19 protein-coding genes are annotated in these 18,425 nt (G+C 38.3%); 17 read left to right on the top strand and 2 right to left on the bottom strand.

What is annotated here, in order from left to right:
- Positions 1 to 9 precede the first annotated feature (9 nt).
- From JFL43_RS00410 to JFL43_RS00380, 7 genes are all read left to right on the top strand, one after another.
- The gene (locus JFL43_RS00410; protein WP_100794319.1) at positions 10 to 582 is read left to right on the top strand and encodes a nicotinate-nucleotide adenylyltransferase; all 573 of its coding nucleotides are present in this window, start codon (positions 10 to 12) and stop codon (positions 580 to 582) included.
- On the top strand, positions 569 to 1,147 hold the full coding sequence (gene yqeK / locus JFL43_RS00405) for a bis(5'-nucleosyl)-tetraphosphatase (symmetrical) YqeK (RefSeq protein ID WP_200747486.1): 579 nt from the start codon (positions 569 to 571) through the stop codon (positions 1,145 to 1,147). The genes JFL43_RS00410 and yqeK overlap by 14 nt, the downstream gene beginning before the upstream one ends.
- Positions 1,144 to 1,485, top strand: a complete 342-nt coding sequence (gene rsfS, locus JFL43_RS00400; protein ID WP_100794317.1) for a ribosome silencing factor — start codon at positions 1,144 to 1,146, stop codon at positions 1,483 to 1,485. The genes yqeK and rsfS overlap by 4 nt, the downstream gene beginning before the upstream one ends.
- The gene (locus tag JFL43_RS00395) at positions 1,485 to 2,222 is read left to right on the top strand and encodes a class I SAM-dependent DNA methyltransferase (RefSeq protein ID WP_200747485.1); all 738 of its coding nucleotides are present in this window, start codon (positions 1,485 to 1,487) and stop codon (positions 2,220 to 2,222) included. The genes rsfS and JFL43_RS00395 overlap by 1 nt, the downstream gene beginning before the upstream one ends.
- A gap of 136 nt (positions 2,223 to 2,358) precedes the next feature.
- Positions 2,359 to 2,997 carry a helix-hairpin-helix domain-containing protein gene (locus tag JFL43_RS00390; protein WP_325166618.1) on the top strand — a complete coding sequence of 213 codons (639 nt, stop codon included), beginning with the start codon at positions 2,359 to 2,361 and terminating at the stop codon, positions 2,995 to 2,997.
- Between the two features lie 72 nt (positions 2,998 to 3,069).
- Complete coding sequence (locus JFL43_RS00385) at positions 3,070 to 3,651, top strand: ComE operon protein 2 (protein WP_200747484.1); 582 nt, start codon at positions 3,070 to 3,072, stop codon at positions 3,649 to 3,651.
- The gene (locus tag JFL43_RS00380; protein ID WP_200747483.1) at positions 3,648 to 5,951 is read left to right on the top strand and encodes a DNA internalization-related competence protein ComEC/Rec2; all 2,304 of its coding nucleotides are present in this window, start codon (positions 3,648 to 3,650) and stop codon (positions 5,949 to 5,951) included. Before JFL43_RS00385 ends, JFL43_RS00380 begins: the two co-directional genes overlap by 4 nt.
- A 21-nt stretch (positions 5,952 to 5,972) precedes the next feature.
- Here JFL43_RS00380 and JFL43_RS00375 read toward each other — a convergent pair whose 3' ends face one another.
- Positions 5,973 to 6,107, bottom strand: a complete 135-nt coding sequence (locus JFL43_RS00375; RefSeq protein WP_100794313.1) for a YqzM family protein — start codon at positions 6,105 to 6,107, stop codon at positions 5,973 to 5,975.
- Positions 6,108 to 6,270: 163 nt separating this feature from the next.
- Here JFL43_RS00375 and holA point away from each other — a divergent pair, with 163 nt between their 5' ends.
- Positions 6,271 to 7,281, top strand: coding sequence for a DNA polymerase III subunit delta (gene holA, locus JFL43_RS00370; RefSeq protein ID WP_200747482.1), 1,011 nt, complete (start codon positions 6,271 to 6,273; stop codon positions 7,279 to 7,281).
- Between the two features lie 106 nt (positions 7,282 to 7,387).
- Here holA and rpsT read toward each other — a convergent pair whose 3' ends face one another.
- Positions 7,388 to 7,636 carry a 30S ribosomal protein S20 gene (gene rpsT / locus JFL43_RS00365; protein WP_100794311.1) on the bottom strand — a complete coding sequence of 83 codons (249 nt, stop codon included), beginning with the start codon at positions 7,634 to 7,636 and terminating at the stop codon, positions 7,388 to 7,390.
- 164 nt (positions 7,637 to 7,800) lie between these two features.
- Here rpsT and gpr point away from each other — a divergent pair, with 164 nt between their 5' ends.
- From gpr to dnaJ, 9 genes are all read left to right on the top strand, one after another.
- Positions 7,801 to 8,817 (top strand): GPR endopeptidase, encoded by a 1,017-nt coding sequence (gpr, locus tag JFL43_RS00360; RefSeq protein WP_100794310.1) that lies wholly within the window; start codon positions 7,801 to 7,803, stop codon positions 8,815 to 8,817.
- Positions 8,818 to 8,871: 54 nt separating this feature from the next.
- The gene (gene spoIIP, locus JFL43_RS00355; RefSeq protein ID WP_200747481.1) at positions 8,872 to 9,693 is read left to right on the top strand and encodes a stage II sporulation protein P; all 822 of its coding nucleotides are present in this window, start codon (positions 8,872 to 8,874) and stop codon (positions 9,691 to 9,693) included.
- A gap of 62 nt (positions 9,694 to 9,755) precedes the next feature.
- Positions 9,756 to 11,579: a translation elongation factor 4 gene (gene lepA / locus JFL43_RS00350; RefSeq protein ID WP_100794308.1), complete on the top strand. Its 1,824-nt coding sequence runs from the start codon at positions 9,756 to 9,758 to the stop codon at positions 11,577 to 11,579.
- 479 nt (positions 11,580 to 12,058) lie between these two features.
- Positions 12,059 to 12,190 (top strand): hypothetical protein, encoded by a 132-nt coding sequence (locus JFL43_RS22930; protein ID WP_267907739.1) that lies wholly within the window; start codon positions 12,059 to 12,061, stop codon positions 12,188 to 12,190.
- Positions 12,191 to 12,359: 169 nt separating this feature from the next.
- Positions 12,360 to 13,496: a radical SAM family heme chaperone HemW gene (gene hemW, locus JFL43_RS00345; protein ID WP_200747480.1), complete on the top strand. Its 1,137-nt coding sequence runs from the start codon at positions 12,360 to 12,362 to the stop codon at positions 13,494 to 13,496.
- 95 nt (positions 13,497 to 13,591) lie between these two features.
- Complete coding sequence (hrcA, locus tag JFL43_RS00340; protein WP_100794306.1) at positions 13,592 to 14,617, top strand: heat-inducible transcriptional repressor HrcA; 1,026 nt, start codon at positions 13,592 to 13,594, stop codon at positions 14,615 to 14,617.
- 26 nt (positions 14,618 to 14,643) lie between these two features.
- Positions 14,644 to 15,225: a nucleotide exchange factor GrpE gene (gene grpE, locus JFL43_RS00335; protein WP_200747479.1), complete on the top strand. Its 582-nt coding sequence runs from the start codon at positions 14,644 to 14,646 to the stop codon at positions 15,223 to 15,225.
- 43 nt (positions 15,226 to 15,268) lie between these two features.
- Positions 15,269 to 17,101, top strand: coding sequence for a molecular chaperone DnaK (dnaK, locus tag JFL43_RS00330; RefSeq protein ID WP_200747478.1), 1,833 nt, complete (start codon positions 15,269 to 15,271; stop codon positions 17,099 to 17,101).
- Between the two features lie 184 nt (positions 17,102 to 17,285).
- Positions 17,286 to 18,416, top strand: a complete 1,131-nt coding sequence (gene dnaJ / locus JFL43_RS00325) for a molecular chaperone DnaJ (protein WP_200747671.1) — start codon at positions 17,286 to 17,288, stop codon at positions 18,414 to 18,416.
- Positions 18,417 to 18,425 lie beyond the last annotated feature (9 nt).

Genomic DNA, 18,425 nt, shown 5'->3' with positions numbered 1-18,425 from the left:
TTTGGTTATATGCGAAAAATTGGTCTATTAGGTGGCACGTTTAATCCACCACATAATGGTCATTTGATGATGGCAAATGAAGTATATGATGCTCTTGGGCTTGATGAAGTAAGGTTCATGCCCAATGCCATCCCACCTCATAAGCTGACGCCTGACGATGCGACGACGGCCGACCGTAAGAAAATGACAGAGCTGTCTATCAATCCGTATACGCATTTTAAGCTTGAGCCTTATGAAATAGAGAGCGGCGGTATTTCTTATACGTATGAAACGATGAAGAACCTTACAACAAGAGAACCTGACTGCGAATTTTATTTTATTATCGGTGGAGATATGATTGATATGCTTGACAGCTGGTATAAAATTGATGAGCTAATGGAACTTGTGAAGTTCGTTGGTGTCAATCGTCCTCATACGAAAGCAGAAACGACACTGCCTGTGCAGATGATAGCGGCGCCACTTATTGACTTATCGTCCACTTTGATTCGCGAGCGTATGCAGGCGGATCGAACGGTGACTTTTTTAGTACCAACAGAAGTTGAACAGTATATACGAGAGGAAGGGTTATATGGAACGCAGTAACTTATTATTAGCGATGAAAGACCGTATGCCTGAAAAACGTTATATCCATACAATTGGTGTTACAGACACTGCAATTGCATTGGCAGAACGCTTTGGGAGCGATCCGAAGAAAGCAGAAATTGCAGCCATCTTGCATGATTCATGTAAATATGCTGACAGAGATTGGATGGAAAAGAAAATCATCAAGAAAAAGATGAATCCAACTCTATTAAAGTATCATCATGAACTGTGGCATGCGCCAGTGGGAGCTTATGTTGCGAAAAAAGAATTTGATGTACGAGATCAAGACATACTAAATGCCATCCGTTTCCATACAACAGGGCGTAAAGCGATGAGCGATTTAGAAAAGATTATTTATATTGCGGATATGATTGAACCGAATCGCAGATACCCTGGTGTAGCTGACTTACGAGCAGCTGCTAAGGTTGACGATTTAAATGAAGTGATGATTAGATGTGTCCGCCATTCCATCACATTTTTAATAAGTAAAAATCAGCCGGTATATCCGGATTCATTCAAATGTTATAATGATTTGATGTTAAAGAGAGGACAAGTGAAAGAATGACTAAAACTTTATTACAACTTGCATATAAAGCGGCAGACGACAAACGTGCGGAGGATATCGTCGTAATGAATATGCAAGGCGTTTCACCATTAGCAGATTATTTCATCGTTTGTCATGCCAATTCTGATCGTCAAGTACAAGCAATTGCGCGTGAAATGGTAGATGTAGCGCATAAAGAGGGCTATGAAGTGAATCGATTAGAAGGCTTTGACTCAGCACGCTGGATATTAGTAGATATGGGCGATGTTGTGGCACATGTTTTCCACCGCGATGAACGTAATTTTTACAACTTGGAACGTTTATGGGGAGATGCTCCATTCGTTGATGTTGAAGAGTAATGAGTAGCTATCAACGTTTTGCCGAAGTATACGATGCATTAATGACGGATATTCCGTACGACGCTTATGTAGATTGGGTAGTGAAGAATGCCCCGAGCAGTTCTTTTCCGAAGTTATTGGATGTAGGATGTGGCACGGGTGTGATGGCTACTAAATTTACACATCAAGGATATGCTGTTAGTGGTGTTGATATATCTGAAGAAATGCTAGCTATTGCAAGTGGACGCTTTACAGAAGAAAAACTGGCTATACCATTATTTTGTCAATCGATGGACGAGCTAGATGGATTTTCAGATTTAAATGTTGTGACGATTCCGATTGATTCACTAAATTATTTAGAGGATGAGGCGGCTGTTATTGCTACATTTAAGAGTATTTATGCAGCACTTTGTGATGGTGGTCATTTATTCTTTGATGTGCACTCATTATTCAAAATGGATACTATTTTCTTAGATGGTCCATTTACGTATGATGACGGGGAAATTACGTATATATGGGATACGGAGATGGGAGAAGCTCCTCATTCTGTACACCATGATATGACGTTTTATGTACAAGCAGATGAGCAACTTTTCGAACGTTTTGAAGAGTATCATTATCAGCGTACATTCCCGGTAGAACAATACATGACTTGGCTGCGTGATGCTGGATTTTCTACAATTACAATTACAGCAGATTATACAGCAGAGGCACCAACAGCAGGGTCAGAACGATTATTCTTCCATGTTGTAAAATAAACTCTTTTCAAATATTGGAAAATATTATATAGTGGAATTAGCTTCGTATGTTATGCCTTCTGAAAAGAAAGGATGGTGCGGACTAATTCCTTCTTTTTTAAAGCAGTATGGCAAAAAGTATCTCCTCCCAGGGATCGTGATTTTGTCGTGCTTTTTTTATTTCTACTTCTCCCAAAAATCGTCGGCCCCTCCCCAAACCGACATATTCGAAACAATCCCAGAAGAAACAAAAACGAATGAACAGCCAAATATAGAGCAGCAGGAAGGACAAGGCATCGTCGCGGATACATCGATCATTGTGGATGTTAAAGGTGCAGTCAAAAATCCAGGCGTCTATTCATTATCTGCAGAGAGCCGTGTTATTGATGCGATTTTACTTGCTGGGGGCTACGCCAAAAATGCCGAATCAGTCGGCATTAATCATGCCCAACGTTTGCAAGATGAAATGGTCATTTATGTGCCTAAAATCGGTGAAGAACCATCTGAAATGCAAGCAATCGCAAATGTTCAGCAAACGGCATCAGTCCCATCAACGCAATCTGCAGGGGCAAATCCAACCTTATCAGCTGGCGGTCAGCCTGATAAGGTGAATTTAAATACGGCTGATGAAGCAGCACTAATGACTTTAAATGGAGTAGGTCCTGCAAAGGCAAAAGCGATTTTAAGCTATCGTGATGACAGCGGTCCGTTTAAAACGATAGAGGATATTAAAAATGTCACAGGAATTGGCGATAAAACGTTTGAAAATTTACGCGATTATATAACCGTTCAATAAATGATGCATTGACGGTTGTAATGGATTGTGGCTAAATTTATAGTAGAACGATTTATTCAGGAGGCATTTCATATGGAGCGTATTACGTGGGATCAATTTTTCATGGCACAAAGCCATTTATTAGCATTAAGAAGTACATGTACAAGATTAGCTGTTGGAGCGACAATCGTACGCGATAAACGTATTATTGCAGGTGGATATAACGGCTCGATTTCTGGAGACGACCATTGTATCGATAAAGGGTGCTACGTTGTAGACAATCATTGTGTACGCACAGTGCATGCAGAAACTAACGCATTATTGCAATGTGCAAAATACGGAACACCAACAAACGGGGCTGACTTATATGTGACGCATTTCCCTTGTTTACCGTGTACAAAGTCTATCATTCAATCAGGTATTCATAATTTGTTTTATGCAACGGATTACAAAAATAATGAATATGCTATTGAATTGTTTAAGCAAGCTGGCGTTAATCTTGTACATGTTCCATTTGATGAACGTAAAATTGACTTTTTAAGCAATGAGAAAATGGCGCTGTACGTTGAATTATTAAATAAACTACGTGACAGCGGTGCTTCAGATGAGGAGTTGGCTCCATTTGAAGAGAAGGTGAAGGAGTTATTTGGCAAAGAAGTTTCCAACATAAAATGATTTACTTTGCTTTGCCGATTTTACTTGCCACGATTGCTGCGCATGAATCGGTAAAGCTACTCTTTATACTAATCCCCTATAGTGTTTGGCTATATTTCAAGAAAGAAAAAAATTGGATGATCCTTTGTGTAATCATCCTAACCCTCTCCTCTTATAGTTATTTCTCGCATACTTTATCAGCAAGAACGACCTCTATCCCAAATGAAATGAACATTACTTGGACCGATAAATATACGATAAATGGCCAGAAGCTCAGAGGTTTTGCGCAATTATCAAATGGTCAAAAGGTATATATTGTTTGTACATTCCAATCTGAACAACAGAAGGATAAATTTAAAGAACAACCCTTAAGCGGCACAGTTTTTCGCGTGACTGGTGAGTTAGTTGCACCTGAAATGCCTGCGCACCGCTATGCTTTCTCCATGGGGAAATATATCGATAATAATGGTGCCCAAGGAATTTTTGAAGTAAAGAGTTTTCATTATGTAAAAAAGGAGAAATCATTAGCTGCCTTTTTTGCAGAGCAACGATTTAAAGTGAAAAAGCATATTGAAGAGACTTTTCCAGATAGTTTAGTAGCTGAAGCACAGGCATTGATCATTGGTGAACGTGAAAATGTCGATATGGATGTCGAGCGAGCTTATCAGAAACTTGGTATAACACATCTATTTGCTATCTCAGGCTTGCATGTTGCGCTCATTTCGATGCTCGTGTATGAATTGCTGCTAAGGTTACATATACGCAGAGAACATGCGACAGTGGTGATTATGATTGCACTGCCCATATATGCTTGCGTAGCTGGAGGTGCACCGTCTGTCTGGCGGGCGGTATCAGTTGTGGAGCTCGTGATGATTAGTCGGATTGTATCCAATCGCTTAGCAATTGATGATGCATTGGCAATTAGTTTTATCGGTTTCGTATTATTGCAACCAAGTGTAGTATTTCAAATTGGCTTCCAGCTATCTTATTTGGCAACGGTGTCATTAATTTTTTCAGGAAAATTATTTTCACATGCCAAAAATTGGTGGCAGCAATCATTTGCGATTACATTTGTTTGTCAGCTCTTAGTTTATCCTTTATTGCTCTATCATTTTTTTGAAATAAGCTTATCGTCTTTTATCGCGAATATTTTTTTCGTACCGGTATTTTCATTTTTCGTGTTACCGGCGAATTTATTGTTATTACTACTAACTTATGTTGCAAGTCCATTAGCGAGGTATTGTTTCTTTGTTTATGAGCCGGCACGTGAATTATTGTCTGGAGTTATTATGTGGTTACAGGCAATACCTTATCAAATGTGGACGCCGGGAAGGCCTTCAATATGGCTTCTACTATTTGCATTCGCTAGTGTCATTGTGGTGCTAATTCAAATTGAACAGAAGAGGCATTGGCTACTCATCGCTGTATCACTTTTGTTACCGGTATTTTTCATTCATGAAAGTCCTTCTTGGCATCGCGATTTGAAGATTACTTTTTTAAGTGTCGGACAAGGAGATTGTGCCATTATTGAATTACCCCTTCGAAAGACAGTGTATGTTATTGATACGGGAGGATTGTTACGATTCAATCAGGACGCATGGAAGGAGTCTAGCAAGCCTTATGAAGTAGGGCGGAGAGTTGTTGTCCCTTATTTAAAAGGAAGCGGTATACGGGCTGTAGATACGCTTATATTGACTCATGCGGATGCGGATCATGTTGAAGGTGCTGAAGAAGTAATGGAAGAGGTGCGTGTCAAGGAAATTCATATATCACCAAACTCTTGGCAAAAGTCGGTCATGCAAGATATTGTAGAAATCGCGAAAAAAGAGCGCATCCCGATTCGTGAACAAATGGCAGGAAAACGTTGGGTGAAAGAGGATACAATATTGACATATTTATCTCCAACAGATTCAGTGTATGAAGGAAATAATGATTCCCTTGTTTTACTATTACAGCATGCTGGTTTTCAAGCACTGTTCACAGGGGATCTAGAAGAGCCGGGTGAGTTGAATTTGGTGAAAAATCAAACACAAGCTATTACGAATATAGATATATTGAAAGTTGGACATCATGGTAGTAAAACGTCTTCCTCAGAGCCTTTTTTGAAACTAGTACAACCAACTTTATCTATATTTTCAACAGGACTGAATAATCGCTATGGTCATCCGAATAAAGATGTTGTCGCGAGAATTCAGGAATTACAGCTACCAACCTTAAATACTGCAGAAGTGGGAACAATCGAGGTAAGTATCACAAAGGGCGGGTTTATGGTGTTTAAAACGATTAATCTCTCTAAACAGAAAAAGACATCGTCAAATTGACAATGTCTTTTTTACTCTATTTTAAAGAGCTGCGTAATCGATAACAGTTGCAATGATGAACATAAGTGCGAAAAACACGAATGATACGCCAAAACCTATACCAGAGTCGATTGCGTCGTTACGCTTTGATTGTACATTTTCTTCAAATGGATTCATTGCTACCCCTCCTAATTCTTTTTAATTATACGGTAACACTATTGAAAAAGCTATATCGAAAAGGCAAAAATAGAGGCCAGCACTATAATGACACAGATTGTTCAAACTCACAGATTGAAAAAAATACGGTATACTATAAGCAATGTCAATTTGAGGTGAGACTATGTTTTCAACATTATGGAAAAATATCAAAAAAGGTGATTTACAGCCTGTCTATTTACTTGCTGGCTTAGAATCTTATTTTATAGATGAAACGATTCGACGCATTAAAACAAAGCTTGAAGAAGAGGGTGAAATCGAAACAATCACAATCGATTTGGATGAGTCACCAATTGACTTTGTGATCGATGAATCGGATACAATACCATTCTTCTCAAGTCGAAAATTAATCATAGCTAAAAACACATCGTTTTTAAAAGCAACAGAAAAAGGCAAAGAGAAAATCGACCATGACTTAAAACGATTAGAAAAATGGCTGGATCATCCGTCAGACACATCTATTACAATTTTCATCGCACCATATGAAAAGTTAGATGAGCGTAAAAAAGTAACGAAGCTGATGAAGGAACGCGCTGTTTATATGCTTGCTGAAACACCGAAAGAGCAGGATCTAACTGTATGGGTGCAAAATGAAGTGAGCCAGCAACAGAAGGTGATTGATCAAGAGGCTGTTGGTAAATTAATTGAGCTTGTAGGGATGGATATGCTCCATCTGCAATCTGAAATTGAAAAGTTGAGCTTATACTTAGGTGAAGAGGATGCAATTACACTAGCTTTAGTTGAGGAAATGGTAGCAAAAACGCTTGAGCAGGATGCTTTTAAAATGCTGAATGCTTATTTACGCCATGATGTCTCTGAGGCACTAACAATTTATCACGATCTTATTCGTCAAAAACAGGAGCCAATTGCACTTGTAGCATTACTTGCATCGCAAATTCGCTTAATGTCTAATGTTTATTATTTACTAACCAAAGGCTATCATTCGCAGCAAATTGCAAAACATCTAAAGGTTAATCCTTACCGTGTGAAACGGATTGTTGAGGATCGTCGGAAAATTTCAGAGGACAGCCTATTAAAAGTATTATTTGGTTTGAGTGAAGTCGATTATAAGTTAAAAACGATGAGTGGGCGACGAGAACGTTATTTAGAATTATTTATGATGAGACCAATTTAAGGGGAAAGCATTCACAGTTGTGGGTGCTTTTTTCATTTTAGAAAAATAATTTAAATACAAAAAAAGACTAGAGAATGATCTCTAGTCCCTTTGAATCCATATAGGATTAAGCTTTTTTCATTAAACGAGCTTTTTGACGAGAAGCTGCGTTTTTGTGGATTAAGCCTTTAGATGCTGCTTTATCTAATGATTTAACAGCAACGCTTAAAAGTTCTTTTGCGTTCTCTTCTTTAGCAACTAAAGCAGTTTCAGCTTTTTTCACAGCAGTACGCATAGCAGATTTCACTTGCGAATTTTGTGCATTAACTTTTGCGTTAGTTTTTACGCGTTTGATAGCAGATTTAATATTTGGCATTAACTTTCACCTCCTAAAAAGGATCGAGATGAGTAAATTCTCAACTGTTTCGAGTGTCTATACAACAGTCATCATTTTAGCAAATCATAAAATAAAAATCAAGCTTGAAATGCAAAGAATATTTACTTGACAGTTGGACCAAAATAAAAGGTGAGGTGATTAGTTTGGAAAAAAACAATTGGTATCGTACAGATTTACTAGATGAGACGGAAGAATTTATTAATCATAGGACTAAAGAACAAAGAGAAAAATTGCACGATGCATCAGGAATAAAAGTGTTAGAAGAAGATCGGCAACGTGTGAAAATTACGCGTGTAGATGTCAATTCAAATGGGGCAGAGGAAATCGGTAAGAAGCAAGGTACTTATTATACTTTAACAATTCCAACATTAACAACAGACGATGAGGATGGTTTCAAGCAGCTTGGGAAAGTTCTTGCTGAGGAATTAACAACACTCCATCCTTATATCAAAGGTAATACAGACAATAAAGTGCTCATCATTGGGTTAGGAAATAAAACAATCACGCCAGACGCAGTTGGCCCCCTTACCATTGATGAGCTGCAAAATAGTGTGAAGCCAATCCAAGAGCGCTGTATTATTTATGCACCAGGTGTGACTGGGCAGACAGGCTACGAAACGAGTTCTTTTATAAAAGCATTAGCGGAGCAAATCAAACCCGCACTAGTCATCGTTATTGATGCACTTGCAACAAGAGCGAGTAATCGCCTTTGTAAAACGATTCAAATGACGGATACAGGTATTCATCCTGGCTCTGGTGTAGGCAATATGCGCTTAGAAATTTCAAAAGAAACAATTGGTTGTCCTGTAACGGCTATCGGATTACCAACTGTTGTTGATGGTCCAGTCCTTATTGCAGATGCTGTCGATACGCTCTTCAAATCAATTGCGGCTAAAATTCATGAAAAAAACAGTCCATCATCCGCTTTGTCGGTTACACCATGGCGGCCCTCAGATACGTCTAACATGAGCCTAGACGTGTTGAAGCCGATTTTTGGTGAATGGTCGACTTGGCCAAAAGAAGAGCGTCTACAGCTCTTTGAAGAGTCTCTCGTTGGACATGATCGGTTATTTGTAACGCCGAAAAACATCGATGAGTGGGTGCACAACTACGCATATCTGATTTCCGATACATTAACAGAGTGGATTGAAAGTACGTAAAATGTTCTAATCATCTGTCCTCCTCCATACAGTAATAGGAGGAGGGGATGTTAGATGCGACGGAAAATGCAAATGTGGATTGGTCTTTTATGCTTTTTCTTTATGCTTCCAATTATTACCGTGAAGCTACCAATCTGGCCACAGCAAGAGGCAACGCCAGCATCAAAACAAGATACTAAAATAGTTTATGCAGCCAATACAGCCACTGAGAAAAAGGCTTTAATAGGTAATAATGACGCTTCATTTCAAACGCTACTATATTTCACGCATTCCCATGAAGCTTACTATCCTATCTTGAAAAGCCAAAATAAGAAAATAACAGCCTATCATGACGCAACGAATGTTTTCCAACTTGCTTCAATCATCCAAGCCCATTTTAAACAAAACGATCTCTCAACTGACATTTTAGAAGTGGACACGATGACAGAAATGCAGAAGAAAAATATAGCGCTTTATAAAGCGTACGCCGCTGTAAGGCCGTATGTGAAAAAACAATTAGAAAAAAAAGAATATGATTTAGTACTTGACATCCATCGTGATTCAGCAGGTAAAAAAGCCACAACAACAACCTTGAACGACGAAAAGTACGCACGAATCGCTATAGTTGTTGGTGGTGAAAATAAACAGTACAAATTTAATGAAGCCTACGCCGAGCAACTATCCATGCATTTAAATAAACTCGTCCCAAATATCTCAAGAGGTGTTATGAAAAAAGAAGGTTCTGGTGTAAATGGAATATACAACCAAGATCTTTCGAAAAAACTGCTAGTAGTTGAACTAGGTGGAGTTGATAATACCGAAGATGAATTAAATCGCACCATTGCCGTTTTAGCAAGAGCAATTGCGGAAGCTTTTCCAAATGAAAAATCATCATAATATTGCATAAAATAGCTGTTCACTGCTATAATTCAAAATAGTTTATATAGGAGTGGACACGCATGAACAGAGAAGAACGTTTGAAACGCCAAAAAAATATTAGAAATTTCTCCATAATTGCTCATATTGACCACGGGAAATCAACATTAGCAGACCGTATTTTGGAAACAACAAAAAGCTTATCTTCCCGTGAAATGAAAAATCAACTTCTAGATTCAATGGATTTAGAAAGAGAACGTGGAATTACAATCAAATTAAATGCTGTACAGCTGCATTACCAAGCAAAAGATGGAGAGATTTATACATTTCATTTAATCGACACACCTGGACACGTCGATTTTACTTATGAAGTGTCTCGTAGTCTTGCAGCTTGTGAAGGTGCTATTTTAGTTGTCGATGCTGCACAAGGCATCGAAGCACAAACACTTGCGAACGTTTATCTAGCATTAGATAATGATCTTGAAATTCTTCCTGTTATTAATAAAATCGACTTGCCTTCAGCAGATCCAGAACGTGTACGTCAAGAAGTAGAGGATGTCATCGGTTTAGATGCATCTGAAGCTGTACTTGCTTCTGCAAAAGCAGGTATTGGTATAGAAGACATTCTAGAACAAATTGTTGAGAAAGTGCCAGCGCCAACCGGTGATCCTGAAGCACCACTAAAAGCGTTAATTTTCGACTCTTTATATGATTCTTATCGTGGTGTAATTACATACATCCGAGTGATGGAAGGAACAGTCAAAGCAGGCGATAAAATTCGCATGATGGCAACTGGTAAAGAATTCGAAGTAATTGAAGTTGGAGTGTCAACACCGAAGCCAACACTATGTAAAGAATTAACTGTCGGCGATGTAGGTTTCTTAACAGCATCTATTAAAAACGTTGGAGATACGCGCGTAGGGGATACGATTACATTTGCAAGTAATCCTGCAACAGAGCCACTTGCGGGTTATCGTAGATTAAACCCAATGGTATATTGCGGTCTATACCCAATAGATACAGCAAAATATAATGATCTTCGTGATGCTTTAGAAAAACTAGAGCTGAACGATTCAGCATTACAATACGAACCTGAAACTTCTCAAGCATTAGGCTTCGGATTCCGTTGTGGGTTCTTAGGCTTACTTCATATGGAAATTATTCAAGAGCGTATAGAACGTGAATTTAAAATCGATTTGATCACAACAGCACCGAGTGTAATTTACAATGTGCATATGACAGACGAGTCTGAAGTCAAAGTGGACAACCCGTCCTTGATGCCAGATCCTCAAAAAATCGATCGCATTGAAGAACCTTATGTAAAAGCAACAATTATGGTTCCAAACGATTATGTTGGCGCTGTAATGGAAATCTGCCAACGCAAACGTGGTAACTTTATGACAATGGATTATATTGATACAACTCGTGTAAGTATTTTCTATGAAATTCCACTTTCGGAAATCGTTTATGATTTCTTTGACCAATTAAAATCAAGTACGAAAGGTTACGCTTCTTTCGATTATGAATTAATCGGCTACCAACCTTCTAAATTGATGAAAATGGATATTCTTTTAAACGGTGAACAAGTCGATGCGCTAAGTTTTATCGTCCATAACGACTTTGCTTATGACCGTGGTAAAGTAATCGTTGAAAAACTAAAAGGATTAATTCCGCGACAACAATTCGAAGTACCGATTCAAGCAGCAATCGGACAAAAAATTGTTGCACGTTCAACAATTAAAGCAATGCGTAAAAACGTTCTAGCAAAATGTTACGGTGGGGATATCTCTCGTAAACGTAAACTGTTAGACAAACAAAAAGAAGGTAAAAAACGCATGAAGCTAGTAGGCTCAGTCGAAGTTCCTCAGGAAGCATTCATGGCAGTGCTTAAGATGGATGAAGACTAGTAATAATAGTTGCCATAGCAAAAAACGGAGAGCGAAAGAAGCTCTTCGTTTTTTTTTTTTTTAAATGGCAAGATACATTTGTCCTAATCTGCAATGTATAGTATGATTATAAAGTCCTTTTTTACTTAGGTTGTGGCAAAGCTGAAAAAGAAAGCAATTAGTACCTCTAAATCCGTTCTTTATGGCATTTTAATTAAAGTGCGATTAGTTAAATCATTTGAAAAACGACATACTTTAAAAGTTATTGGATTTTTAGTTTAATAAATAAAGGTGTAAATAATAATTGGTCATCTTAATGAAACACATTTCGGACATATTTCGACATTTTTCGTCAAAAATATGTGTTGGTAGGTTCTCAGATGACAGTAATTTTGATAAGCTTGTTTATCACTGTATATACAGTGATAATATGAATAATGAAAAGTAAGGAGTGAGTTCAAATCGATTATCATGATGAAAATGACCGTTTGGATCTCTTAATGGCAACAATAGAAGCGGGTCTTGTAGCGTTTGAGGCGCGTGTAGCATATATGCAAGAGAAATTGAATGAATTTAAACAAGAGCAACCAACTATACAACCGCAAATTATTGAATATAAACAAGCAATTTAAAGAAGTTACAGTGAGAGCAATCGATCGCTGTAACTTTTTTTATTTCTAAAAAACGATGATTCTTCATCGTTTTGCGTTTTGAACTAAATGCATTAGAATAAAACTACATGTTTAGAACGTGAATTTTCACAAGAACAGAAAAATTCTCTACAAGAAAGAAGGAATCAAATTGGCTAGAGGCGTTTACATACACATTCCATTTTGCCATCAAATTTGCAATTATTGCGATTTCAATAAAGTATTTTTTAAAAACCAGCCAGTTGATGAATATATAGAAGCACTTGGCACAGAAATGAAGTTATGGTCTGAGGACAAGCAGGCTTTCAGTCATATAGAAACTATTTTTTTAGGTGGTGGCACTCCGACATCTTTGTCACCGACGCAGCTGTCACGCCTTTTAACTTTGATTAAAACGTATATTCCAATGGAACATGTCACAGAATTTACATCAGAGGCAAATCCGGATGAATTAACGAAAGAAAAACTAGAAGTGCTTTATAAAGGTGGCGTCAATCGAATAAGCCTCGGTGTACAAGCATTCCAACCAGAGTTATTAAAAAAACTAGGACGCACACATTCAAATGAACATGTTTTTGAAACGTTAAAGGAAGCAAAAAAAGTAGGCTTTACGAACATTAGCATCGATTTAATGTATGGGCTGCCTGGTCAAACGGTGGAAGAATGGAAAGCAACGCTAGAAGTGGCATTTGGTTTAAATCTTCCTCATTATTCAGCATACTCTCTTATTGTCGAATCAAAAACAATTTTTTATAACCTAATGAACAAGGGGAAATTGAGTTTGCCTGGTGAAGATTTAGAGGCGGATATGTATGACATATTAATGCAACAAATGGAGGAGCATGGCTTCCATCAATACGAAATTAGTAATTTCAGCAAAGATGGGCATTCTTCTATTCATAACCGTATTTATTGGGATAATGATGAATACGCTGGCTTCGGCGCAGGAGCGCATGGCTATGTAAATGGCATTCGCTATTCTAACCATGCACCATTGAAGAAATATATAAGCTCATTAGAAGCAGGGGAAAAGCCGATCCTTAAAACACATGTGGTAACACAAGATGAGAAAATGGAAGAGGAGATGTTTTTAGGTTTACGTAAAACAGCTGGTATTTCAAAAAAACATTTTCAAGCTAAATTCAATTGTACAATTGAAAGTGTGTATAGTAAAAAGCTTAAATTGCTCGTTTCAGCAGGACTTTTATCAAACGATGAAGCCGCTGTGAAGTTAACGAAAAAAGGCCGCTTCGTAGGAAATGAAGTTTTTGAAGAATTTTTACTCTAAACACATGCGTTTCCGTTGACATAAAATAATAGATTTGATAAGTTAATTATAGTATTAGCACTCTTCTTAAGTGAGTGCTAACAGAGGTGATGATCATGCTAACAAATCGGCAGTTACAAGTATTGCAAGTAATCGTAGATGACTTCATATTGTCAGCGCAACCAGTTGGCTCTCGACAAATTTCGAAGAAGGAAGGCATTACTTTTAGTCCAGCTACCATTCGTAACGAAATGGCGGATTTAGAAGAGCTAGGTTTCCTAGAAAAAACGCATACTTCATCGGGGCGAGTTCCGTCTGAAAAAGGTTACAGATTTTATGTGGATCATTTGCTTAAGCCTCAAATAATTACAACAAACGAGATTCACAAAATCCAATCTGTTTTCCAAGATCGGATTATGGAAACTGAACAAGTCATTCGGAAGTCCGCTACGATTTTATCTGAATTGACGTCTTACACATCTATATTATTAGGACCAGATGTCCAGCTGCATAAAGTAAAAAGATTTTCAATCGTACCATTAACAGCGGATTCTGCAGTTGCTATTATCGTGACAGATAACGGCCATGTAGAGAATCGCATTTTCTCATTACCGGAGGATTTCTCTCCATCGGATATAGAAAAGGTCGTAAATATTTTAAATGAACGGCTGATAGGTGTACCACTTGAGCATCTGCAAATGAAGCTTGAGTTTGAAACTGCAGCAGTCATTAAGCAACATCTCGGGACTTATGGCGGATTACTTTCGTCATTAATAGACGTGACAGCACATCAATCAGAAGGTAAACTCTTCTATGGTGGCAAAACGAATATGTTCAACCAACCAGAGTTCAATGACTTAAACAAAGTCAGAATGTTAATGGAATTAATGGAAAAAACAACTCAAATCCAATCGATTTTCCCTTTGAACCAAGCTGGGATTCAAATCCGTATTGGATCTGAAAACAACCATTTAGCCATGGAGGAATGCAGTGTGATCACTGCATCTTATTCAGTAGGTGAGGGACAAAGTGGTTCAATTGCCATCATTGGTCCTACAAGAATGGATTATCGACGTGTCGTTGCATTACTCGACTTCATGAGTGGCGATTTAACGCGCCAACTGACACAAAAACTTCGGTAGAGAGCGACATTATAGGAGGATGAAACGTGTCTGAAACAAATGAATTTAAAGAGCAAGTTGTAGAAGAAAACACAGTTGTTGAAGAACAACAAAATGTACAAGAAGAAAGCACAGTAGAAGCTGAAGTGACACCTGAATTATCACTTGAAGAACAACAACGAGTGGAACTTTCAGCACTAGAGTTAAAGCTAGATGAAGAAGAAAGTCGTTACCTTCGATTACGTGCTGATTATGACAATCTAAAACGCCGCACACAAACAGAACGCGTGGCACAAGAAAAGTATCGTGCACAAAATTTGCTAACGGATTTACTTCCGGTATTAGACAATTTCGAACGAGCTTTACAAGTTGAGGCTAAAACGGAAGATGCCGAATCCATGAAAAAAGGGATTGAGATGGTATACCGTTCACTAATAGAAGCAACATCAAAAGAAGGCTTAGAACCTGTAGCAACTGAAGGGGAAACGTTTGATCCAAACGTCCACCATGCAGTTATGCAAGAGCAAGATGATTTAAAAGAAGTAGGAATCGTCCTACAAGAGCTACAAAAAGGGTATAAGCTAAAAGACCGTGTACTACGACCAGCAATGGTTAAAGTTAATGAATAAATTTCTAATCGAAAAAATGAATGAAATCTAGGAGGACAATGTAATGAGCAAAATTATCGGTATTGACTTAGGGACTACAAACTCATGTGTATCAGTTTTAGAAGGCGGCGAACCAATCGTAATCGCTAACAAAGAAGGCGCACGTACAACGCCATCAGTTGTGGCATTCAAAAATGGTGAGCGTCAAGTTGGGGAAGTAGCAAAACGTCAATCAATTACAAATCCAAACACAATTATGTCGATCAAGCGTCATATGGGTACAGATTATAAAGTAAATGTCGAAGGTACAGACTATAATCCGCAACAAGTATCAGCAATGATTTTACAACACTTAAAAGACTATGCTGAAGACTATTTAGGCGAAACAGTAACAAAAGCAGTTATTACAGTTCCTGCTTACTTCAACGATGCACAACGTCAAGCAACGAAAGACGCTGGTAAAATCGCTGGTCTTGAAGTTGAACGTATTATTAACGAACCAACAGCTGCAGCACTTGCATATGGTTTAGAAAAAACAGATGTAGACCAAACAGTTCTAGTATTTGACCTTGGTGGTGGTACATTTGACGTATCTATCCTTGAACTTGGTGATGGTGTATTTGAAGTTAAAGCAACAGCTGGCGATAACGCTCTTGGTGGAGATGACTTTGACCAAAAAATTATTGACTATTTAGTAGCTGAATTCAAAAAAGAAAACGGCATCGACTTAGGAAAAGATAAAATGGCTTTACAACGTCTAAAAGACGCTGCTGAAAAAGCGAAAAAAGAATTATCAGGTGTAACTACAGCTCAAATCTCACTACCATTTATCACTGCTGGTGAAGCTGGTCCATTACACTTAGAAGTATCACTATCACGTGCGAAATTTAACGAAATCACTGCTGATCTAGTAGAACGTACTATGATCCCAACTCGTCAAGCGTTAAAAGATGCTGGCTTATCTGCTTCAGAAATTGATCAAGTAATCCTTGTTGGTGGTTCAACACGTATACCTTCAGTACAAGATGCTGTGAAAAAAGAAACAGGTAAAGAACCTCATAAAGGTGTTAACCCTGATGAAGTAGTAGCAATGGGTGCTGCTGTACAAGGTGGCGTATTAACTGGGGATGTGAAAGACGTTGTACTTCTTGACGTAACTCCACTATCACTTGGTATCGAAACAATGGGCGGCGTATTCACTAAATTAATCGACCGTAATACAACAATCCCAACATCAAAATCACAAACATTCTCAACAGCAGCAGACAACCAACCGGCTGTAGATATTCACGTATTACAAGGTGAGCGTCCAATGGCTGCTGATAACAAAACTTTAGGTCGTTTCCAACTTTCTGATATCCCAGCTGCACCACGTGGCATCCCTCAAATCGAAGTAACTTTCGATATTGATAAAAACGGTATCGTAAACGTTAAAGCTAAAGACCTTGGCACTCAGAAAGAACAAACAATTACTATCCAATCTGATAGCTCATTATCTGAAGCTGATATCGAACGTATGGTAAAAGAAGCTGAAGCGCATGCTGAAGAAGATAAAAAACGTAAAGAAGAAGCGGAACTTCGCAACGAAGCTGATCAACTTGTATTCCAAGTAGATAAAACAATCACTGACCTTGGTGAACAAATTACTGAAGACGAGAAAAAATTAGTTGAAGATGCAAAAGAAGAGCTTACAAAAGCAATTGAAGTTGGAGAAGTTGAAGGTATCAAAACTTCTAAAGAAAAATTAGAAGGCATTCTTCAACCGCTTGTGATGAAAGTATACGAACAAGCTGCTCAACAACAACAAGCAGCAGAAGGCGAACAAGGCCCAACAGCTGACAAAAAAGATGACGGCGTAGTCGATGCAGACTTCACTGAAGTTGACGACAAGAAATAATATCAAAAAATAGAGCACTTCTTTAATTGCTCTTGAAATTAGAATAGTGCATAGAAACTTCATGCATTGTTGTTTTGGGAAAAGCCAAAGACCGCTCTCGGGCTTTGGCTTTTTTCCATGTTTTTTGCCATTTGTTTTTTCCATGTTACAATGTATTTTATGTGAACGGAGCGTGAGAGTGGAAATGAATAAACGTGATTACTATGAAGTGTTAGGATTAACAAAATCCGCTTCAAAAGAGGAAATAAAAAAAGCTTATCGTAAATTATCAAAACAATATCATCCTGACTTAAACAAAGAAGCGGGAGCAGAAGAGAAATTCAAAGAACTTGCTGAAGCTTATGAAGTATTAAGCGATGAACAGAAAAAAGCACGCTATGACCAATACGGTCACCAAGATCCAAATCAAGGATTTGGCGGAGGAGGCTTCGGTGGTGGAGATGGCTTCGGCTTCGAAGACATTTTTAGTTCCTTCTTTGGTGGAGGAGGCGGTGGCGGTCGTCGTCGTGATCCAAACGCACCGACAAAAGGTGACGATTTGCAATATCGCATGAATATTAACTTCGAGGAAGCGGTATTCGGTAAAGAAACTGAAATTGAAATTCCTCGTGATGAAACATGTGAAACTTGTCATGGCTCTGGTGCAAAACCTGGGACATCTAAAGACACATGTTCTCACTGTAATGGCCAAGGTCAAGTAAATGAAACTGTGAATACACCATTTGGTCAAATGGTTAACCGTCGTACTTGTGGTTCTTGTAAAGGTACGGGCCAAATTATTAAAGATAAATGTTCAACTTGTCATGGTGTTGGAACGACTAAAAAACGTAAAAAAATCAAAATCACTATTCCAGCAGGTGTAGATGATGGTCAACAACTACGTGTGAGCGGTCAAGGTGAAGCAGGCACGAATGGTGGTCCAGCGGGCGATCTTTACATCGTTTTCCATGTTCGTGAATCTGAACAATTCGAACGTGATGGCGACGATATTTATTTGGATTTACCAATTACTTTCCCACAAGCAGCACTTGGTGATGAAATTGAAGTGCCAACTGTTCATGGTAAAGTGAAAATGAAAATTCCAGCAGGAACTCAATCTGGAGATAAATTCCGACTTAAAGGAAAAGGTATCAAAAACGTACATGGTTACGGTATGGGGGATCAACATGTCATCGTACGTGTTGTAACACCGAAAAAACTAACCGAAAAACAAAAACAAATTTTGCGCGAATTTGCTAGCATTTCAGGAGATATCCCGGAAGAGCAAGGTAGCACATTATTCGATAAGATTAAAAACAAATTTAAAGGTGAATAAGGGAGTTGA

The sequence above is a fragment of the Viridibacillus soli genome (assembly GCF_016612995.1).
Lineage (GTDB): Bacteria > Bacillota > Bacilli > Bacillales_A > Planococcaceae > Viridibacillus > Viridibacillus soli.
The sequence above is the reverse complement of the archived record's forward strand: the minus strand, read 5'-3'. Positions and strand labels throughout refer to the sequence as shown.